General features: G+C 56.6%; 19 protein-coding genes. 14 read left to right on the forward strand and 5 right to left on the reverse strand.

Annotation, left to right across the window (positions count from 1 at the left end; all coding sequences use genetic code 11):
• Window position 1 precedes the first annotated feature (1 nt).
• From pabC to putP, 5 genes are all read left to right on the forward strand, one after another.
• Window positions 2-820 (forward strand): aminodeoxychorismate lyase, encoded by an 819-nt coding sequence (gene pabC, locus MARHY_RS06885; protein WP_014421138.1) that lies wholly within the window; start codon window positions 2-4, stop codon window positions 818-820.
• Window positions 820-1,890 carry an endolytic transglycosylase MltG gene (mltG, locus tag MARHY_RS06890; protein WP_014421139.1) on the forward strand — a complete coding sequence of 357 codons (1,071 nt, stop codon included), beginning with the start codon at window positions 820-822 and terminating at the stop codon, window positions 1,888-1,890. Before pabC ends, mltG begins: the two co-directional genes overlap by 1 nt.
• A complete protein-coding gene (gene tmk, locus MARHY_RS06895) occupies window positions 1,887-2,531 on the forward strand; it encodes a dTMP kinase (protein WP_014421140.1) in 645 nt (214 codons plus the stop codon). Before mltG ends, tmk begins: the two co-directional genes overlap by 4 nt.
• 98 nt (window positions 2,532-2,629) lie before the next feature.
• Window positions 2,630-3,409, forward strand: coding sequence for an AraC family transcriptional regulator (locus MARHY_RS06900; protein ID WP_011785337.1), 780 nt, complete (start codon window positions 2,630-2,632; stop codon window positions 3,407-3,409).
• 312 nt (window positions 3,410-3,721) lie between these two features.
• The gene (gene putP / locus MARHY_RS06905; RefSeq protein ID WP_011785336.1) at window positions 3,722-5,212 is read left to right on the forward strand and encodes a sodium/proline symporter PutP; all 1,491 of its coding nucleotides are present in this window, start codon (window positions 3,722-3,724) and stop codon (window positions 5,210-5,212) included.
• Window positions 5,213-5,370: 158 nt separating this feature from the next.
• Here the strand turns inward: putP and acnB are convergent, their stop codons facing one another.
• Window positions 5,371-7,965, reverse strand: coding sequence for a bifunctional aconitate hydratase 2/2-methylisocitrate dehydratase (gene acnB, locus MARHY_RS06910; protein WP_041655473.1), 2,595 nt, complete (start codon window positions 7,963-7,965; stop codon window positions 5,371-5,373).
• 257 nt (window positions 7,966-8,222) lie between these two features.
• Between acnB and MARHY_RS06915 the strand changes: the two genes are divergently transcribed.
• On the forward strand, window positions 8,223-8,834 hold the full coding sequence (locus MARHY_RS06915) for a MiaE family protein (protein WP_041655475.1): 612 nt from the start codon (window positions 8,223-8,225) through the stop codon (window positions 8,832-8,834).
• Here the strand turns inward: MARHY_RS06915 and MARHY_RS06920 are convergent.
• On the reverse strand, window positions 8,807-9,712 hold the full coding sequence (locus tag MARHY_RS06920) for a LysR family transcriptional regulator (RefSeq protein WP_014421143.1): 906 nt from the start codon (window positions 9,710-9,712) through the stop codon (window positions 8,807-8,809). The two genes, MARHY_RS06915 and MARHY_RS06920, sit on opposite strands and share 28 nt — an antisense overlap.
• Before the next feature lie 136 nt (window positions 9,713-9,848).
• On the opposite strand from MARHY_RS06920, the gene MARHY_RS06925 reads away from it, so the two are divergent.
• Both MARHY_RS06925 and MARHY_RS06930 read left to right on the forward strand, forming a co-directional pair.
• Entirely contained in the window at window positions 9,849-10,619 is a 771-nt protein-coding gene (locus MARHY_RS06925; protein WP_014421144.1) for a ferredoxin--NADP reductase, read from the forward strand.
• A gap of 106 nt (window positions 10,620-10,725) precedes the next feature.
• Window positions 10,726-11,127: an acyl-CoA thioesterase gene (locus tag MARHY_RS06930; protein WP_014421145.1), complete on the forward strand. Its 402-nt coding sequence runs from the start codon at window positions 10,726-10,728 to the stop codon at window positions 11,125-11,127.
• Window positions 11,128-11,197: 70 nt separating this feature from the next.
• Here the strand turns inward: MARHY_RS06930 and MARHY_RS06935 are convergent, their stop codons facing one another.
• Window positions 11,198-11,950, reverse strand: coding sequence for a Crp/Fnr family transcriptional regulator (locus MARHY_RS06935; protein WP_014421146.1), 753 nt, complete (start codon window positions 11,948-11,950; stop codon window positions 11,198-11,200).
• 450 nt (window positions 11,951-12,400) lie between these two features.
• Here MARHY_RS06935 and MARHY_RS06940 point away from each other — a divergent pair, with 450 nt between their 5' ends.
• From MARHY_RS06940 to chaB, 4 genes are all read left to right on the forward strand, one after another.
• The gene (locus MARHY_RS06940; RefSeq protein WP_226374414.1) at window positions 12,401-12,865 is read left to right on the forward strand and encodes a response regulator; all 465 of its coding nucleotides are present in this window, start codon (window positions 12,401-12,403) and stop codon (window positions 12,863-12,865) included.
• Window positions 12,866-13,053: 188 nt separating this feature from the next.
• Entirely contained in the window at window positions 13,054-13,887 is an 834-nt protein-coding gene (locus tag MARHY_RS06945) for a hypothetical protein (RefSeq protein WP_014421148.1), read from the forward strand.
• A gap of 164 nt (window positions 13,888-14,051) precedes the next feature.
• Entirely contained in the window at window positions 14,052-14,909 is an 858-nt protein-coding gene (gene thpD, locus MARHY_RS06950) for an ectoine hydroxylase (protein ID WP_014421149.1), read from the forward strand.
• A gap of 45 nt (window positions 14,910-14,954) precedes the next feature.
• On the forward strand, window positions 14,955-15,185 hold the full coding sequence (chaB, locus tag MARHY_RS06955) for a putative cation transport regulator ChaB (RefSeq protein WP_011785326.1): 231 nt from the start codon (window positions 14,955-14,957) through the stop codon (window positions 15,183-15,185).
• 32 nt (window positions 15,186-15,217) lie between these two features.
• Here the strand turns inward: chaB and lpxH are convergent, their stop codons facing one another.
• Complete coding sequence (gene lpxH / locus MARHY_RS06960) at window positions 15,218-15,952, reverse strand: UDP-2,3-diacylglucosamine diphosphatase (protein WP_014421150.1); 735 nt, start codon at window positions 15,950-15,952, stop codon at window positions 15,218-15,220.
• Window positions 15,949-16,449, reverse strand: a complete 501-nt coding sequence (locus MARHY_RS06965; protein WP_011785324.1) for a peptidylprolyl isomerase — start codon at window positions 16,447-16,449, stop codon at window positions 15,949-15,951. The genes lpxH and MARHY_RS06965 overlap by 4 nt, the downstream gene beginning before the upstream one ends.
• Before the next feature lie 161 nt (window positions 16,450-16,610).
• Here MARHY_RS06965 and MARHY_RS06970 point away from each other — a divergent pair, with 161 nt between their 5' ends.
• On the forward strand, window positions 16,611-18,290 hold the full coding sequence (locus tag MARHY_RS06970) for a glutamine--tRNA ligase/YqeY domain fusion protein (protein ID WP_014421151.1): 1,680 nt from the start codon (window positions 16,611-16,613) through the stop codon (window positions 18,288-18,290).
• Window positions 18,290-19,681, forward strand: a complete 1,392-nt coding sequence (cysS, locus tag MARHY_RS06975) for a cysteine--tRNA ligase (protein WP_014421152.1) — start codon at window positions 18,290-18,292, stop codon at window positions 19,679-19,681. Before MARHY_RS06970 ends, cysS begins: the two co-directional genes overlap by 1 nt.
• The last annotated feature ends 30 nt before the right edge of the window (window positions 19,682-19,711 follow it).

Consider the following 19,711-nt stretch of genomic DNA (forward strand, 5'->3'; position numbering starts at 1 on the left):
GGTGTTGAAGCTCTACTGGGCAGACGACGACTGCCTGCTCCCTGGTGACCGGGGGCTGGCATATGGAGATGGCCTGTTCGAAACCATCAGGGTGAACGTGGATTCCGCGCCTTTGCTGGTCTATCACCTTGACCGGTTGGTGCGGGATGCCGGGCGCCTGGGTATTTCTCTGAGTCGGCCCGAACTTGAGTCTGCGGTTGCCGGCGCAATGCAGCGCTATGGGGCCATTCATGGCGGCAGCCACTGGGTGCTCAAGCTGGTGGTAACCCGTGGCAGCGGTGGCCGCGGGTATCGGCCGGCAGCTGATGTCAGCCCTCATCTGTATCTGTTCCATTCCGTTCTTCCTCCGCTGCCGCCCGAAACCGGGGTCATGGTGGACTTCTCCCGGGTACCGTTGACGGTCAATCCACTCCTGTCTGGCATCAAGAGCCTCAATCGGCTGGAGCAGGTTATGGCGGCCCGGGAAATGAAGGATCCAACATTTGAGTTGCTGATGACCAACGCGGCAGGGCATGTGGTTGAAGGTACCCGGACCAATTTATTTCTGCATGGCCCAGATGGTTGGAGAACGCCTCCGGCGGCCTCGTTGGCGGTTTCCGGTGTGATGCGCCGAAAAGTGATCGAATGCCTGCATGCCGCGGGTGAGCCTTTCCGGGAATGTGAGCTGCAGGTGGATGACCTGCTGGGCCGCGAATGCCAGGGTCTGTACCTGACCAACAGCGTGCTTGGAGTTGTTCCGGTTCGCAATCTGGCGGGCCTTGATTTGCCTGTGGGCAACCGGCTTGCGACAATTTGTGATCCTCATAAGCGACCGGATTGATGCGCGTGTTCAAAAAGCTACTCGTAGGTATTGTTGCTCTTGCTGTTCTGGCGGTTACTGGCAGTGGTCTCTGGCTTTGGCAGGGTTTGAAAACACTTGAGACCCCGGTTGTCCTTGACGAGCCGACTCTGTTTTCTGTCGAGCCCGGCACGGCGTTTGGTCGCGTTGCGCGGGAGCTGGCTGCGCAAGGATTTGTGGATGATCCGCTCTGGCTGCGGATTCACGGGCGCCTGAACCCGGAGCAGACCCTGATCAAGGCTGGGGACTACGAGTTCACCTCCGGTATGACCCCGGTCCACATGATCAACATGATGGTAGAAGGCAAGGTCAAGCTCTGGTCCGTGCAGTTTATCGAGGGCTGGACCTTTGCCGAGATGCGGGCAGCGCTGGCGCGCACCGACAGGCTCACCAGGCAGACCACCGATTGGACGGATGAGGAGATCATGACGGCTCTGGGAGCCGAAGGGCAGCATCCCGAGGGCTGGTTTTTCCCGGATACCTACCTGTTTCACGGTGGTGAAACCGATCTCGATATTCTCAGAAGAGCCTACAACATCATGACCGAGGTTCTTGAGGAGGAATGGCAGAACCGTGAGGAAGGGCTTCCGTACGACAACGCCTATGAGGCACTGATCATGGCGTCGATTGTGGAGCGTGAAACCGGAGTGGCCGGCGAGCGACAACAGGTGGCGGGTGTTTTCGTCCGGCGCCTGCAGAAGGGTATGCGCCTGCAGACGGACCCAACGGTTATTTACGGTATGGGTGACAAATATCGGGGCCGGATTGGTCGCAGCGATCTTCGTACATGGACGCCCTATAACACGTATCGAATTGATGGCCTGCCGCCAACGCCTATTGCGTTACCGGGACGAGAATCCATTCATGCCGCGTTGCATCCGGAAGACGGCGATGCCTTGTACTTTGTCGCCCGGGGGGATGGCAGCCACAAGTTTTCCCGTACGCTTGCCGAACACCAGAAAGCCGTGCGTGAGTTCCAGCTGAACCGCCGGGAAGATTACCGTTCATTCCCGGCCCCGGGTTCTGAAACCAGCAGTAACGGAGAGCAATGATTTTGGCCAGAGGGCGATTCATTACATTCGAGGGTACCGAAGGGGTTGGCAAGTCGACACAGCTGGATAACGCTGCGAAAACCCTGGAACGGCTTGGTATTGATTACATTGTGACCCGTGAGCCAGGTGGCACCCCTATGGCAGAAAGCATCCGTGAGCTGTTGCTGGCCCCCAGAGAGGAGTCAGTACACGAAACCACCGAGCTGCTGCTGATGTTTGCCGCCAGGGCTCAGCATCTCCATAACAGAATCCTCCCGGCACTTTCCGCCGGTAAGTGGGTTCTCTGTGACCGGTTTACCGATGCCACCTTCGCCTATCAGGGTGGTGGTCGTGGCGTTGCCCGAGAACGGATTGCGTTGCTTGAGGCTCTGGTTCAGGGTGAGGTGCGTCCGGACCACGTTATTCTGCTGGATGCGCCTGTGGAAACCGGTATGGCTCGTGCTCGAAAGCGCGGTGAGCTTGACCGGTTTGAGCAGGAGGCGCAGGCATTTTTTCAGCGGATACGGGAAACCTATCTGGAGCGCGCGACGGAAATGCCCGGGCGCTACCATGTGGTAAACGCCGCCTTACCCCTCGAGCAGGTATCCGAGAGTGTATCAGCCCTCCTGACCGCATTGGCTAAACTGCCGGTTTCAGACTGACAGCAGACAGATCGCTGGCGAATCCCGGTGTTTTCGTGCACTTTTTGTAATGTTCTGCTTTAATTGAGGAACATTCTCGATAACGGCTTTCAGTAGTAATGCTCAACGCGAAACTTTTGAAGCTACCCACGGCTGCCCAACAGCATCACCATGAACACCACCAGATCGTGGTCGGTGTGCGCGGGCAGGCGGAGCTGAGCATTGATGGATCCGGTGCCTGCCTCGACACCTGGAAAGCCTGTCTGGTACCTACAGAGGCGCGCCACGATTATTGTGGTGATCAGCAAAACCACGTGCTGGTCATCAATGTTGATCCCTTCTGCGCAGCACTGTCGACACCACTGCACTCGGACTATGACAAGCTGATGCGGCTGTTTGAGAAGCCGCGTACGGTACAGATGGATAACCGTATTCAGGGGTTGGTCCAGTTTGCCGCCGGTGAATTCGACCGTTCACCGGATAACCGGGCGCTGCATCAGCACCTCGCCGCCAGTATTCTTCATTGCATGGCTGAGCGCATCGTCGACCGGCCCCCCGTTTCCAGTAACAGAAACAGTCTCAACCCCGAGGACATCCGCCGCTATATCGTCGGCAATCTTCACCGCAAGATTACCGTTCAGGATCTGGCCGGTGTCGCATGCCTGAGTGTGAGCCGGTTTCACGAAATTTTTCGTCAGGTTACCGGGACCACGCCGCATCAGTTTCTGCTGCAGACCCGCCTCGATCAGGCCGTTGGGCTGCTTTCCTCGACCTCGCTTTCGGTTTCTGAAATCAGTTATCGCACGGGCTTTTCATCGCAAAGTGCGCTGACCAACGCGCTCAGAAAACACCGGGGTATTACACCCTCGAGGCTACAGCTAAATGAACATGTGGCCTGATTCAGGCACGGATTCGTAGGTTTTGACGTCAGTCCCGTAGGATTCTGCAAAATAATCGTAGGATTTTGTAAGCCTCGAATCCGTAGTAATACTAATTTATATCGCCCGAGGACCGAGGCTCCGGAGCTGAGCTGGCTGGTCGCAAAGATCTGGCGATCAGCTATATTCAATGAGGAATCCCGGCAAGTTGATTCTTGCTACAGGTCTGACGAATCCGAGACATACAAAAAAACGGCACACAGTGCCGATCTTTGATCTGGTGTTGTGCCAATCGAGCGGATCTTATCCGACTCATAAAACCGGAGGAGCCATATGGCTATTGGAGTTTGGATCAGTCTATTTGCGTATTTCGCCCTGATGATCGTAATTGGCCTCTGGGCCATGCGCACATCATCAGCCACTGCTGAGGATTACATGCTGGGGGGCCGTGCCCTCAGTCCTAAAGTTGCGGCTTTGTCAGCCGGCGCATCAGACATGAGTGGCTGGTTGTTGCTGGGTTTGCCCGGCGCCCTCTATGTTACCGGTCTGGCCTCGGCCTGGATTGGTATCGGCCTGTTTGTTGGTGCTTTCATCAACTGGGTTGTAGTTGCACCCCGGCTGCGGGAGCAGACCGTGCATTATGGCAATGCACTCACCATCCCGGCGTTTCTGGCCAACCGTTTCCCAACCAAGGCTCTGCCGCTGCGCACAGTATCCGCCATCGTTATCGTGCTGTTCTTCGCGGTTTATACCGCCTCTGGCCTGGTTGCCGGCGGCAAGCTGTTTGAAAGCGCCTTCGCTGGTATCTTTAACTTCGGTGGCATGAGCGACTACGCCGCCGGTATTGTGATCACCCTGGGTGTGGTGCTGGCGTATACCGTTGTTGGCGGCTTCCTCGCGGTGAGCATGACGGACTTCGTGCAGGGCTGCATCATGATGCTCGCTCTGGTCATCATGCCTGCAGTAGTGCTGTTCGGCGAAGGCGGTGGTGGTTTCGCCCAGGCTTCCGAGACCTTGAACAGTGTGGATCCAACGCTCCTGTCGTGGACGGAAGGGCTCACGGTGATTGGCTGGTTGTCGGCGGTTACCTGGGGGCTCGGCTATTTCGGCCAGCCGCACATCATCGTACGTTTCATGGCTATCCGTACCGTGGGTGAGGTAGGGACTGCCCGTAATATCGGTATGTCCTGGATGGGCATCTCCCTGATTGGCGCGATCGCGCTGGGTGTGTTTGGCCGTGCCTACGCTGTACGTAATGGCCTTGACGTTGCTGATCCGGAAACCATTTTCATTGTTCTGTCAGATCTGCTGTTCCACCCGCTGATTACCGGTTTCCTGTACGCCGCGCTGCTGGCGGCAGTCATGAGTACCATCTCCAGTCAGTTGCTGGTTTCCTCCGCCTCGCTGACCGAAGACTTCTACCGTCTGTTCCTGCGTAAGGAAGCCACGGATAAAGAGTGTGTCAATGTTGGCCGGGCCTGTGTTGTGGCGGTTGGCCTGGTGGCAGCGTTTATCGCGTCTGATCCGGATTCCCAGGTTCTGGGGCTGGTCAGTAACGCCTGGGCGGGCTTCGGTGCTGCCTTTGGTCCGCTGATCATTCTGGCTCTGACCTGGCCGCGTACCAACGGTGCAGGCGCACTGGCTGGCCTGATTGTGGGTGCAGCCACCGTGATGATCTGGATCTCTCTGGGCTGGAACGGTGAGTTCATGGGTGGCCCCGGTGTGTACGAAATTATCCCGGGCTTCATTGCAGCGTTTGTCGCTATCGTTGTGGTGACTCTGGCCACTTCTGATGCCGGTGAGTACCAGCACATCGAACGGTGATAATTCACCTGCACTGAATAAGGGGCTCCTTCGGGAGCCCTTTTTTTGTCCTTGAATAATGGGGCGTCGCTGGTCATGGGTTTGTGTGTCAGGACCAAAAAAAACGCCAGCCCGAAGGCTGGCGTTTTCAGATCAGAGGTAGGCTACCTCAGAAGATCTCAGGCTACGGAAGCCTCAGACGCCTTCTGGGTGTACTCTTCCATCTGGTCGAAGTTGAGATACTTGTAGATCTCTTTGGACATGCTGTTCAGGTCCTTGGCGTACTCCATGTACTCCGCCGGAGTCGGGAGTTTGCCCAGTACCGCGCCCACAGCTGCCAGTTCCGCGGAGGTCAGGTACACGTTGGCACCATCACCCAGACGGTTCGGGAAGTTACGGGTAGAGGTAGACAGAACCGTTGACTTCGGTGCTACACGTGCCTGGTTACCCATGCACAGGGAGCAGCCCGGCATCTCGGTGCGAACACCGGCGGTGCCGTAGGTGTTGAAGTAGCCTTCTTCCATCAGTTGCTGCTGATCCATCTTGGTGGGCGGAGACATCCACAGACGGGTGCTCAGGGCGCCCTTGTGTTGCTCCAGCAGCTTGCCAGCGGCACGGAAATGACCAATGTTGGTCATGCAGGAACCGATGAACACTTCGTCTACCTTGTCACCAGCCACTTCTGACAGGAACTTGGCATCGTCCGGATCGTTCGGGCAGCACACGATCGGCTCTTTGATGTCAGCCAGATCGATTTCGATCACGTGGGCGTATTCCGCGTCTTTATCAGCACGCATCAGCTTCGGATCTTTCAGCCACTCTTCCATTTGCTGGGCGCGACGCTCCAGGGTACGAGGATCGCCGTAACCTTCAGCAATCATCCAGCGCAGCATAACGATGTTGGAACGCAGGTACTCAGCCACGGAGTCTTCCGACAGGTTGATGGTACAACCGGCAGCGGAACGCTCGGCAGAGGCGTCAGACAGTTCGAATGCCTGCTCAACAGTCAGGTGCTCCAGACCTTCGATCTCCAGGATGCGGCCGGAGAATTCGTTGATCTTGCCTTTCTTCTCAACAGTCAGCATGCCTTGCTTGATGCCGTACAGCGGGATGGCGTGTACCAGGTCACGCAGGGTGATGCCAGGCTGCATTTCGCCTTTGAAGCGAACCAGAACGGATTCCGGCATATCCAGCGGCATAACGCCGGTAGCAGCGGCAAAGGCCACCAGGCCAGAACCGGCCGGGAAGGAGATGCCCATCGGGAAACGGGTGTGGGAGTCACCACCGGTACCTACGGTGTCCGGCAGCAGCATGCGGTTCAGCCAGGAGTGGATGATGCCGTCGCCCGGACGCAGGGAAACACCGCCACGGGTGCGGATGAAGTCCGGCAGGGTGTGCTGCATTTCAACGTCAACCGGCTTCGGATAAGCGGCGGTGTGACAGAAGGACTGCATCACCAGGTCTGCCTGGAAGCCCAGACACGCCAGGTCTTTCAGCTCGTCACGGGTCATTGGGCCAGTGGTGTCCTGGGAGCCTACGGTCGTCATGTGCGGCTCACAGTAGGTGTTCGGACGAACGCCTTTGCCTTCCGGCAGACCACAAGCCTTGCCAACCATCTTCTGGGCCAGGGTGAAACCCTTGTCGCCAGCTTCAGGATCTTTCGGCAGACGGAAAATGTCGGTAGCGCCCATGCCCAGAGCCTGGCGGGCCTTGTTGGTCAGACCACGGCCGATGATCAGCGGAATACGGCCGCCGGCCTGAACTTCGTCCAGGATCACATCAGATTTGAACTTGAACTCGGAGATGGTTTCGCCGGCTTCGTTCAGGATCTTGCCTTCGTACGGGCGGATTTCGATGACGTCGCCCATGTTCATGTTGTCAACCGGGGCCTCGAATACCAGGGCGCCAGCATCTTCCATGGTGTTGAAGAAGATCGGGGCAACCTTGTTACCGATACAGACACCGCCGGCACGCTTGTTCGGCACGCCCGGGATATCTTCACCGAAGAACCACAGAACAGAGTTGGTGGCAGACTTACGGGAAGAACCGGTACCCACTACGTCACCAACGAAGGCAACGGGCAGGCCTTTGGATTTGATTTCGTCGATCTGGCTCATCGGGCCAGTTACGCCGGGCTCTTCCGGCTTCAGGCCGTCACGTTCCATTTTATAGGCAGCGCGGGCGTGCAGCGGGATGTCCGGGCGGGACCAGGCATCCGGGGCCGGAGACAGGTCGTCGGTGTTGGTTTCGCCGGTCACCTTGAACACCACCATTTTGGTGCTCTCGGGAACCTTCTTCTTGTTGGTGAACCACTCGGCGTTGGCCCAGGACTCAACCACGGACTTGGCAACGGCGTTGCCTGCGTCCATCTTTTCCTTCACATCGTTGAAGGCGTCGAACATGAGCAGGGTTTTCTTCAGCTGCTCACCGGCCAGCTCGGCCAGGTCGCTGTCGTCCAGCAGCTCAACCAGGGTCTCGATATTGTAACCGCCCTGCATCATGCCCAGCAGCTTTACGGCGTATTCTTTGCTGACCAGCGGGGAAGTGGCCTCGCCCTTGGCGATGGCAGACAGGAATGCAGCCTTAACGTAGGCAGCTTCGTCTACGCCCGGCGGAATGCGGTTTTCCAGCAGGTAAACCAGGGTTTCTTCTTCACCGGCCGGCGGGTTCTTCAGCAGCTCAACCAGGGCGGCGGTCTGCTCGGCGTTCAGGGGCTTGGGAGGAATACCCAGGGCTTCACGTTCGGCAACGTGTTCACGATAGGCTTCTAACACGATATGGACCCTCATCAGTTGGAATGTTCCGCGCTGTGGGCGTGATGCCCGGCGGGAGTTTTTTGGCGAAAAGGCCGCAGGAGCCTCTGAATAACGCCTCAAATCACTGATGGGGTTTCAGGATTTATTCAGAGACTCCTTGATCTGGCGCTGCATTCTATAGGAAACCCCTTATAAAGTTAAGTTGGACAGAGGTCGGAGGAATCTGTTAAGTGCGCTATACTCCGGCCTCCCGAATTTTCAGCCTGAACCGCGATATGAACGACGCCCTGCAAGAAATTCACGATTTCCTACCGTGCCGTACCCCGCAAACCTGGATTGACAGCGCCCTGGCAAACCAGGACCTGCTGCTGATCGACCATGCGCACTGTGAAAAAAAGGCCGCGTCCACGGCGCTGAGTCTGATGTACCGTTACGTGGACAACACCGAGTTGCTCAACAAGATGTCGCGTCTGGCACGTGAGGAACTCAGGCACTTCGAGCAGGTACTGGCGATCATGAATAAGCGGGGGGTTACCTATGCCCATCTGTCACCGGCACGGTATGCCGCCGGCCTGCGGGAAGCGGTACGAACAGAGGATCCCGGGCGGCTGGTCGATGTCTTGATCGTCGGCGCCATTATTGAGGCCAGATCCTGTGAGCGTTTTGCCGCCCTGGCTCCCTCGCTGGATGAAAAGCTGGCTGAGTTCTACAACAGCCTGCTTAAATCCGAGGCACGTCATTACCAGGATTACCTGACGCTGGCCGAGCAGGCCAATGGTGGCCCGGTGGATGAACGCGTTGTGCAGTTCCTGGCCATCGAGCAAAAGCTGATTGAATCTCCGGATTCCGAGTTCCGCTTTCACAGCGGCCCGGTTCTGGCAGGTTGAAGCTCCTGGCAAAGTGACATCCAGCGGGCGATTCCGGCGCTGCGGTATTTCTGTTTGTGCAGAATGAAGTAGAACTGACGGTCGAATTTCCGATAGTCGGGGACGCTCAGGGGGACCAGGCTACCGCGTTTGAAAGCGTCGGCCAGGACTACTTTGGACAGGCATCCGATGCCCAGATCGGCCTCTACGGCCCGTTTGATGGCCTCGGTATGTTCGAGTTCCAGCAGGATGTTGAGGTCTGGCAACAGGCCGTGCATTCCCCGTTCAAAGCTCTGCCGCGTGCCAGATCCCGGTTCCCTCATAATCCAGACCGCCTGACGAAGGTCCTCGTCGGTCAGAGCCTGTTTTCGGGCCAGGGGGTGTGACGGAGAGCAGAATACCGTCAGTTCGTCTTCCCGCCAGGGAATTACCTCCAGCTCCGGGGACTGTAGCTCGCCTTCAATCAGACCGATATCCAGTTCGAAGTCCCGAACCCGGCGGGCTATGGAGCTGGTGTTGGCCACCTCCAGTGAAACCTTCGGGCGGGTAGGGGTATTCATGTATTTGGCCATCACGCCCACGGCCAGATAGTTCCCTATAGTCAGGGTAGCGCCGACTTTCAGGGCGCCGACTTCTGAATGTTTACTGAAGGCCTGTTCCAGTTCCGTGGCCTGCGCCAGCAGGGACTCTGCCTTGGGCCGGTAGAGTCGGCCGAGTTCGTTCAATTGCAGCCGCTTGCCCACGCGGTCGAAGAGCTGGATATCGAACTGACTCTCCAGTTCTTTCAGGGCGCTGCTGGCGGCGGACTGGGACATGGCCAAGGATTCGGCAGCCCGGGTGATGTTCTGGAAATGGGCGGCGGCCAGGAAAACTTCGAGCTGACGAAAGCTGTATTTCATAGGGCATCTTCCGGTGGAAGCTGTTTATCGGAAAAATCGAATAGCCTTATGAAAACAGCCCGTTTTGTCGATTTCAAGCAAAAGGTTAAACTATTCCCAATTCCTGATGGACTGACGTTAATAGGCGAGGGCTCCCATGAGCAACCTGATGAAAGAAACCGTAACCAGTGTGCACCACTGGAACGATACGCTGTTCAGCTTCAAGACCAGTCGGGATCCCGGCTTCCGCTTCAAGAACGGCCATTTTGTAATGATCGGTCTGGAGACAGATGGCAAACCGTTGATGCGCGCCTACAGTATTGCCAGTGCGAACTATGAAGAAGAGCTGGAGTTTTTCTCTATCAAAGTTCCTGATGGCCCGCTGACCTCGCGCCTGCAACAGATCAAAGTGGGTGACGAGATTCTGGTCAGCCGCAAGCCAACGGGTACGCTGGTATTGGACAATCTTCTGCCGGGCCGAAATCTCTGGCTGATCAGCACCGGCACCGGGCTGGCACCGTTCATGAGCATCATCAAGGATCCGGAAGTTTACGAAGCCTATGACAAGGTGATCCTGACCCACGGCGTACGTTACATCTCGGAGCTGGCGTACCAGCAAGAGATTGAAGAACTGCCAGAAAACGAGTTCTTTGGTGAAATGGTCAGTGGCAAACTGGTGTATTACCCCACCGTTACCCGCGAGCTCTTCCGAAATCAGGGCCGGCTGACCGATGCCATGGAAACCGGCAAGATCACCCGGGATCTGGGGCTGCCGGACTTCGACGTGGAACAGGACCGCTTCATGATATGTGGCAGCCCGAGCATGCTTAAGGACACCTGCGCCATTCTCGATAACATGGGCTTTCGCGAAGCCCGTGGTGGCGACATGGGCCACTATGTGATTGAGCGGGCTTTTGTGGAGCAGTAACTGCGACTAAAGTACTAGCGGAAAATCCTGTGGTTAACGCCACAGGATTTTTTTTGCGACAAAATTTGTGTGTATAGTTTGCGCTCTTTCATAGCAGGACATGCCCATGTTTACCCTCGACATTCAGCCTCGATTCAGTGATACAGACGCGCTTGGTCATATCAGCAATACCTCCCTGCCGGTTTGGTTCGAGCAGGGACGTACTCCGATATTTCGGATTTTCCACCCGTCGCTGGACGTAAAAACCTGGCCGCTGATCATTGCCCGGCTGGAGATCGACCTGTTGGCCCAGAGTTACTGGCACATGCCCGTTGAGATCAGAACCGGCGTGGGCAACATTGGTAACAGCTCGTTCCAGGTGGTTCAGGAGGCCTGGCAGAATGGCAAGCAGATCGCCCGTGGTGTCGCGACACTGATTCACTTCGATTACGAAAATGAAAAGTCTGTTCCCATCCCTGAGGCCATCAAGGCAGAATTGGCCGAACACAAGGTCAAGGATACCGCGTAACTTCGTCGTGGATGGAAGGCAGCGATCTCAAGGGTCTCTTGCCTGGTGATGGTGCTTGCACGGTCCTGGTCTATAACTGCCTGAATTGCCCAGCCTCGCCCATGGCAGCCTGGATATCTTCCTCGAGATAGGTCGGGTCGAACCTTGCAATTTCCTTGAGACGCTTCAGGTCTTGTAGCTGAACCCCAGAGCTGGGCGAGCTAACCAATCCCTCGTCCTTGAGCTCCTGAAACACCCTGTTTACGTGGACGGCACTAAGGCCAAGAGCGTCGGCAATCAGTGACTGCGTGAGGGGTAGGTGTAGTGGCTGGTTTGGCTGGGTAACGGTCCTGTCCACACGATAGACGGTTTCAACCAGGAAATGAGCAACCTTTTCCCGCGCGGACCGGCGTCCCAGGTTAACCAGGCGCTCAATCAGGATGGCCTGATCTCGTGATCCGATCGTGAAAAAAATGTTGCAAAGCAACAAGGATTCCGCGAAGACTTCTGTCAGACGAGACCGGGGAAAAGCACACAGGACTCCGTCTGTGAGCATCCTCAATCCGGATACACGGCTCCGGAACGCATAGTCCCTCAGGCCGATCACATTACCGGGCACGTAGATGTCCAGCACCTGACGGGTGCCGTCTTCCAGGTCTCTGAAAGAGTAAGCCCAGCCCCGCTTCAGCGAGTAGAAATCTCCAGGGGTATCTCCCTGGCACCAGACATTGCTGTTCTTGCCGTACTCTTTTGGGTTCTTCTCGAGGGATGCCAGCAGGTCTGCCTCCGAACGGGAGATAGGGGCGTAGCTCTCGAAGTGTTTGATGATGCAGCCGCTTTCCATGTGATTATCTTTCCTTACCGCCAGCCAGTGAACAACCTATTGATAGCAAAGGAAGGGGGGACGGGCAAGGTAGGTCAGTGGAAGGGCCGAATGCGCGAGTCGCGGACCAGGCCTTTCATTGAGTTCGAAGAATGGTCCTGGTTTAACCTATGTTAACGACGGTTACAGAACACGTTGTTACGTTGGCGGCACACATCGAGTGAATTTAAGGAAAAGATAATCAGATTCCCATTCAGAGATCAGAGCGCATCGGGTGCGCTGGTGCAGCGGCCTTGCTCTGCCTCCCTCATCACGATTGCCGGAGTAGCAGCGTTGATTGCCCTGGAGTGGACGCTGTTTTCGAACTTCGAAATACGATTTATTAATTATTGGCTCCCATACCATGCTCCCCTGACGAGTCTTCTGGCGCTGGCACTGATGTTTCTGGCTCTGAGGAGTTGGGTCAGGTTAATGCTTGGTGGGGAACGCATTTCTACCATTCTGGAAGAGAACCCGGCACCGCGTTCGCCGTCCAGACCGGAGCCCCTGGCGAGTCGACTTGGGTTTTCACTGCCTGTCCGGGTGCTTGTGGTGGATGACGATGCGGGAGTACGGATGGTGATGTGCAAGAAGCTCTCCAACCTGGGCGTTCAGGTGACCGGAGTCTGTGATGGTGTGGAGGCACTCCTGGCCGTTGCGGATGATCGCTGGGACCTGGTCTTGATGGACGGCGAAATGCCTTTTATGGATGGAATCGAAGCCATCAGAGCCATTCGCCATCAGAATCTCCTCCCGGTATACACACCAATAGTGACCATCTCTGCGAACCGCAGCCAGGACTATCGTCAGGCCTGTGTCGATGCCGGAACAACGGCCTGTCGGGCCAAGCCCCGCGATACCCGGGATCTGGAAGCGCTTATGGATGAGTTCTTGTGAAGCTTTTGGGTGGCAAGGGATTTGCGGTGATGCCAGTGAGTGGTGTATATCCGGTGAGGGCAGGTTCAAAGTAACGACTGACTGAAAAGGTCTGAGCCATTCGGTGGCGCATTTGCGGTGATCGTTCAGCCTGCTCTTTCACGCTGATTCACCGATAGGTGCTGGTTTTGTTGCTGAGAGAGAGTAACGTGCACAAGTGGATTGTGGTCGGTCTTATCGTAGCCATTCTCACCGTAGTGTTGGCGGATCAGTTGACTCGGAAGCCAGCCGTGCCAGCGCTTGCGCTCTCCGAGCGGCAACTGGAATGGGTTGGTGAGCAGATATTCCGCAATGAGTGTGCCGGGCGCTATGACTGCCTGGTGCACTGGAATCAGGGAGAGGCTTTTCCCTCGCTGGGCATCGGGCATTTTATCTGGTACCCCGAGGGCGTGAACGAGCGTTTTGTGGAGAGTTTCCCTGATCTGGTTGGCTTTATGAAAGCCCGCGCAGTAGCGATGCCTGACTGGTTGGCGGACGATCCGGTACCGGATGCCCCATGGCCGGACCAGGACGCGTTTATTGAAGCAGCAGGCAGTCAACGACTGGCGGAATTGCGTGCCTTTCTGGACCGAACCAAAGCCGTTCAGGTGGCCTTTATTTTCAAGCGAGCAGAGCAATCTCTGCACCGAGTTATCGAAGCCGTGCCGGACGATCAGCGGGACATGGTGGCCGCACACATTACTGAACTTTCAAAGAGACCTGGCGGCGTCTATGCCCTGATGGATTATGTGAATTTCAAAGGTGAGGGCTTATCGTCACAAGAGGTCTACAGGGGGCAAGGGTGGGGGCTGCGTCAGGTGCTGCTGGAAATGGAACCCGGCAAGGCCGATACGGCCTTGGAGCGCTTTCGCGAAGCGGCCGGACGGGTGCTTACCCGGCGGGCCGAGAATGCAGAGATGCCCATTGAGCGAGAGCGGTGGCTTCCAGGCTGGCTGAAACGCCTTGAAAGCTATCGGGAACCTACCGAAAGCGATGCGTTATAGCTTTACTTTTCAGTAACTTCTAGCGGTTTCCCTGTATAACCTATGTTGTAGTTGGGGCATGTTGCGATTGTTACGTTGAAACCTCATTTTCAGAGTAATGAGGTTTAATCACCATGTTACAACGAGCTGACTTTTACCGAAGCAGAGAGGAAAACGCAGGAAACATGTTTCCCCGGCATGAGCCGATCGTTCACAGCGCGGGGCAGCAGCGCGAGCAAGGGCCACTGGCCCAGCAACAGCTGGCACAATTCGAACGGGATGGGTTCTTGTGGCTCGAGAACTTCTTTACCCCGGAGATGGTCGAGGGTTTCTTCGATGAGCTGCGAGACATGGCTCAGGACAAGGCCTTCTGTGAGCGGGATGAAGTGATCATGGATGCAAACCGCGAGAAAATCCGGTCGGTGTTTGCAATGCATGAGACTTCCGAGGCGTTTCACCGGTTGACCCGTGATCCCGAATTGCTCGGTATCGCGCAGCAGTTGCTGGGCGGAGACGTCTACATCCACCAGTCCCGGATTAACAGCAAGGCGGGATTTTGCGGCAATGGTTTTGAATGGCACTCGGATTTTGAAACCTGGCACACAGAAGACGGGATGCCCGCCATGCGGGCCGTAAGCGCCTCGATCATGTTGACGGATAATAATGCTTTCAACGGCCCGTTGATGCTGATTCCTGGTTCGCACGAGTATTTTGTGCCCTGTGCCGGTGCCACACCCGAGAACAACTGGACACAGTCACTGCAGAAGCAGACAGCAGGGGTGCCGTCCCGTGATGCTGTAGGTCAGTTGGCAAATCGGCATGGTATTGAGGCGCCCACCGGTCCGGCAGGGTCTCTGCTACTGTTTGAGTGCAATACTCTGCATGCCTCTAACCGGAACATGTCGCCCTGGCCTCGAGCCAATCTGTTCTTTGTTTACAACAGCGTGGACAACCGCCTTGTGGAGCCATTCTGCGGAAGTAAACGGCGTCCTGAGTATCTGGCGGCTCGTGCCAATACCCGGCCATTAAAGCCCTGGCGGTAACGCTGCTAACTATGGGGATCATCTCTTGGCAAAAGGAGGTAAACGATGCCTTACGATCGCAAATCCGATCTGCCAGACGGGGTTCGAAACAATCTGCCTGCGCACGCCCAGGAGATTTATCGCAAAGCGTTCAATTCGGCTTGGGAAGAGTACCGCAACCCTGAAGACCGCCGTGGCGACGCCGATCGTGAAGAAACCGCCCATCGCGTCGCGTGGGCGGCGGTAAAACAGGAATACCACAAAGCCGACGGTAAGTGGGTGAAAGACCACTCTTGATTTCTGGCAGCAGTACCGCTGCCGTCCAGAACCTAGAAGTCAGCGAGTGGCTGGTGCCTCAGGGCAACGGGCTGGTTCTTGCTGGCTTCAAGCCACCAGACATTCTCGTCCCAGTCCCCCAGCACAATCCTGCGGGCAGGCCTGCCATTGGCTTCCAGTTCATGAATGGCGGGGCGATGGGTGTGGCCGTGAATCATCAGTTGAACGTTATGGGCTTCCAGTTCTTTCACCACTTCCTCGGGGGTCACATCCATGATGGTCTCAGCCTTGCCCTGATTCTTCGCCATGGAGATTTCCCGCAGTTGCCGTGCCATCAGCTGACGGTCTTTGAGTGGGCGGGCGAGCAGCATTTTCACGGTTTGCGGGTTACGCATGTTGGCCCGGAACTTCTGATATTCCACATCGGCCGTGCACAGGCTGTCACCGTGCATCAGTAGGGCCGGTGTGCCATACAGATCCACTACCGTTGGATCATCCAGCAGAGTGGCGCCGGCGCGCGCGCAGAAGTCTTCGCCAATGAGGAAGTCCCGGTTGCCGTGCATCAGGTAAATGTCGGTGCCTGTGTCCCGCACCTCCCGCAAGGCCGCCGCCACCTGTTCCTGCAGCGGTGTGCGCTCGTCATCTCCAATCCAGGCTTCAAAAAAGTCGCCGAGAATGTAAAGACGCTCAACGCCCAGAGCCTTGTCTTTGAGGAAGGACAGAAACGCGCCCGTAATATCCGGGCGCGATTCCTCCAGGTGCAGATCCGAGATAAACAGCGTGGTCACGCGTCCTCCAGAACCTCGGCTTTTTCGATCACTACGTCCTCAAACGGGACGTCCTGGTGGCCGGCGCGCATGGTGGTGCGAACGGCGCGGATCTTGTTGACGGTATCCATGCCCTCGGCCACCTTGCCGAATACGCAGTAGCCCCAGCCCTCTGCGTTCTTGGCGGTGTGGTCCAGAAAACCGTTGTTCTCAACGTTGATGAAGAACTGGGCGGTGGCGGAGTGGGGGTCCATGGTGCGGGCCATGGCAATGGTACCGACCATGTTGCTCAGGCCGTTGTCAGCCTCGTTCTGGATAGGTTCGCGGGTTTTGCGCGGCGTCATGCCAGGCTCAAAGCCGCCGCCCTGAATCATGAAGTTGCTGATAACGCGGTGAAAAATCAGGCCATCGTAGAAGCCGTCGCGAACGTACTGTTCGAAGTTTTTGGCGGTTTCCGGGGCTTTTTCGTAGTCCAGTTCCAGTTTGATATCACCGAAGTTTGTCTGCAGCAGAATCATCAGGGTTTCCTGTATTTTGGGATCGGAATGTTGAAAGTGGCTATTGTACTCAAGAGTTTCGTCCGGTGCATGAGTCCGGCATGGATTTGTGAGTATAATAGGCGGTTTAAACGGAGCATCCGGACAGCTCCCATGATTCATTCCCTGTTAACAGAGATTGTATGAGCGCCGAGTCGAAGAAAGCCCACAATTTTATCCAGAGCCTGATTGAAGACGCCATTGCCAAAGGGGAGCACACCGGCAAGGTGGTCACCCGCTTCCCCCCGGAGCCTAATGGCTATCTGCACATTGGCCATGCCAAATCCATCTGTTTGAACTTTGGCATTGCCGAAACCTTTAACGGTGAGTGCAACCTGCGCTTTGACGACACCAACCCGGAAAAGGAAAACCAGGAGTATATCGACGCTATCAAGCAGGACGTGGAGTGGCTGGGCTATGAGTGGGCCGGCGAGGTGTGTTACGCGTCGGATTACTTTGATCAGCTCTATGCCTTTGCCGAAGAGCTTATTCAGAACGATAAGGCTTATGTCTGTGCTCTTAACGCTGAACAGATGGCCGAGTACCGGGGTTCCCTGAAAGAGCCCGGCAAGAACAGTCCATACCGGGATCGCCCGGTAGAGGAAAGCCTGCAGCTGTTCCGGGACATGCGCGACGGCAAGTTCCAGAACGGTGAGCTGGTGTTGCGGGCCAAGATTGATATGGCATCCCCGAATATCAACCTGCGGGACCCGATTCTGTACCGGATTCGCTACGCGGATCATCACCAGACCGGCAGCAAGTGGTGCATCTATCCGATGTATGACTTTACCCATCCGATCTCCGATGCTCTGGAAGGGATTACCCATTCCCTGTGTACCCTGGAATTCGAGGATCACCGGCCGCTGTACGACTGGGTGCTGGACAATATCACCATCCCCTGTCATCCGCGCCAGATCGAATTTGCCCGGCTGAATCTGAACTACACCATTACCAGCAAGCGCAAACTGAAGCGGCTGGTGGATGAAAACGTGGTGGACGGCTGGAACGATCCCCGGATGCCGACGATTTCCGGCATGCGCCGTCGTGGTTACACACCGGAGTCCATTCGCAACTTCTGCGACATGATCGGCGTGAACAAGGCCGGTGGCACCGTGGATGTCGGTATGCTGGAGCACGCTATCCGAGAAGATCTGAATAACCGTGCGCCCCGCGCCATGTGCGTGATGCGTCCGCTCAAGATCACCCTGACCAACTATCCGGCTGACCAGACGGAAACCCTCACTCTGCCAGTGCATCCGCAGAATCCGGATATGGGCGAGCGGGAAGTGACCTGGAGTCAGACCCTGTTTATTGACCGGGAAGATTTCGAGGTAGAGCCGCCGCGTAAGTGGAAGCGGCTGGCCCCGGACCAGGCGGTGCGGCTGCGCGGTGGTTACGTGATGACCTGCAAAGAGGTTGTGCGTGACGGCAGCGGCGAGATTGTCGAGCTCAAGTGCGAATACGATCCGAATACCCTGGGCGTGAACCCGGAGGGCTACAAACCCAATGGCGTGATTCACTGGGTGTCGGCCAGCGACAGCGTGGAGACGGATATCAATCTTTACGACCGCCTGTTCAACCACGAATCTCCGGACAGCGACAAGGAAGGCGATTTTCTGGATCATCTGAACCCGGAATCTCTGGTCGTTCTCAAAGGTGCCCGCGTTGAGAAAAGTCTGGCTCAGCCCCGTACCGATCTGCCGTACCAGTTCGAGCGCGAGGGATACTTTTTCTGCGACCTGGAACTGACTGAAAAGTCTGGCAAGCCGGTGTTCAATCGTACCGTAACGCTGCGGGATTCCTGGGGTAAGGGAGGCAAGTAATGCGTATCTACAATACGCTGACACAGCAAAAGGAAGCGTTCAAAACCCTGGAGCCTGGCAAGGTTCGTATGTACGTGTGCGGCATGACTGTCTACGACTATTGCCATCTGGGGCATGCCCGGGTGCTGGTGGCGTTTGACGTGGTGACTCGGTATCTGCGGCATCGCGGGTACGACGTACACTACGTGCGCAACATTACCGATATCGACGACAAGATCCTGCGCCGGGCTGATGAAAATGGTGAGGTGTATACCGACCTGACCGACCGGATGATCCGGGCCATGCACGAGGACGAGGCGAAGCTCGGCGTGCTGTCACCCAACGATGAGCCTCGGGCGACTGCCTTTATCGACGACATCATTGCCATGATCCAGAAGCTGATCGCCGGTGGCCACGCCTACGCTGCCGATAATGGCGACGTGTACTTTGCCGTGGAGTCTTTCCCGGATTACGGCAAGCTGAGCAAGAAAAAGCTGGAAGATCTGGTAGCCGGTGCTCGAGTGGATGTGCAGGAGGCCAAGCGCAGCCCTGCAGACTTTGCGCTCTGGAAGGCCGCCAAGCCAGGCGAGGTGAGCTGGCAGTCGCCGTGGGGCGAAGGTCGCCCCGGATGGCATATTGAGTGTTCCGCCATGTCTACCAAGTGCCTGGGTGATACCTTCGATATTCACGGTGGTGGTCCGGATCTGCTGTTCCCCCATCATGAAAACGAAATCGCCCAGTCGGAATGTGCCACCGGCCACACCTTTGTGCACACCTGGATGCATGCCGGCGCCATTCGAGTGAATAAGGAAAAGATGTCCAAGTCGCTGGGCAACTTTTTTACCATTCGCGAGATTCTGGAAAAGTACCCGGCGGAAGTGGTTCGCTATTTCCTGGTGTCCAGCCACTACCGGAGCCAGGTGGACTATTCCGAGGATAACCTGGCGGAGGCCGGGCGAACCTTGACCAAGCTCTATCATGCCCTGCGGGGTATCGTGCCAGCGAAAGGAGCGGATGTAGCGGAAACGGACCACGACCGTCGTTTTGCTGAGGTAATGGATGATGATTTCAATACTGCTGGCGCCATTGCCGTGCTGCATGCAGTGGCGAATGACATCAATCATTACCGCCGGGAAGGTGATGAAGAAGCCGCCAAGCGTAGCGCGGCCGTTCTGGTGCGGCTGGGTGCTGTGCTCGGTCTGCTGCAGCAGAACCCGGAAGCCTTCTTCCAGGCGGATACCGGCAGTGAGCTGACCGCCGAGGACATCGAGGCCATGATTCAGGCCCGTGCCGATGCCCGCAAAGCCAAAGACTTTGCGGAGGCTGATCGCATTCGCGATGATCTGCTGGAGAAGGGCATTATCCTGGATGACAGCCGCGAAGGAACCACCTGGCGCCGGAGCCAGGACTGAGTTGATTCGCGCAATGTCGCATTGTACCGG

Origin of the sequence: Marinobacter nauticus ATCC 49840 (assembly GCF_000284615.1) — a bacterium.
In the GTDB taxonomy this organism is placed as follows: Bacteria; Pseudomonadota; Gammaproteobacteria; order Pseudomonadales; family Oleiphilaceae; genus Marinobacter; species Marinobacter nauticus.

Bases quoted from the DNA above. Each gene is read 5' to 3' on its own strand.
- mltG (WP_014421139.1), top strand. From the start codon at position 820: ATGCGCGTGTTCAAAAAGCTACTCGTAGGTATTGTTGCTCTTGCTGTT.
- tmk (WP_014421140.1), top strand. From the start codon at position 1,887: ATGATTTTGGCCAGAGGGCGATTCATTACATTCGAGGGTACCGAAGGG.
- MARHY_RS06900 (WP_011785337.1), top strand. From the start codon at position 2,630: ATGCTCAACGCGAAACTTTTGAAGCTACCCACGGCTGCCCAACAGCAT.
- putP (WP_011785336.1), top strand. From the start codon at position 3,722: ATGGCTATTGGAGTTTGGATCAGTCTATTTGCGTATTTCGCCCTGATG.
- MARHY_RS06915 (WP_041655475.1), top strand. From the start codon at position 8,223: ATGAACGACGCCCTGCAAGAAATTCACGATTTCCTACCGTGCCGTACC.
- MARHY_RS06920 (WP_014421143.1), bottom strand. From the start codon at position 9,712: ATGAAATACAGCTTTCGTCAGCTCGAAGTTTTCCTGGCCGCCGCCCAT.
- MARHY_RS06925 (WP_014421144.1), top strand. From the start codon at position 9,849: ATGAGCAACCTGATGAAAGAAACCGTAACCAGTGTGCACCACTGGAAC.
- MARHY_RS06930 (WP_014421145.1), top strand. From the start codon at position 10,726: ATGTTTACCCTCGACATTCAGCCTCGATTCAGTGATACAGACGCGCTT.
- MARHY_RS06935 (WP_014421146.1), bottom strand. From the start codon at position 11,950: ATGGAAAGCGGCTGCATCATCAAACACTTCGAGAGCTACGCCCCTATC.
- MARHY_RS06940 (WP_226374414.1), top strand. From the start codon at position 12,401: ATGCTTGGTGGGGAACGCATTTCTACCATTCTGGAAGAGAACCCGGCA.
- thpD (WP_014421149.1), top strand. From the start codon at position 14,052: ATGTTTCCCCGGCATGAGCCGATCGTTCACAGCGCGGGGCAGCAGCGC.
- chaB (WP_011785326.1), top strand. From the start codon at position 14,955: ATGCCTTACGATCGCAAATCCGATCTGCCAGACGGGGTTCGAAACAAT.
- MARHY_RS06965 (WP_011785324.1), bottom strand. From the start codon at position 16,449: ATGATTCTGCTGCAGACAAACTTCGGTGATATCAAACTGGAACTGGAC.
- MARHY_RS06970 (WP_014421151.1), top strand. From the start codon at position 16,611: ATGAGCGCCGAGTCGAAGAAAGCCCACAATTTTATCCAGAGCCTGATT.
- cysS (WP_014421152.1), top strand. From the start codon at position 18,290: ATGCGTATCTACAATACGCTGACACAGCAAAAGGAAGCGTTCAAAACC.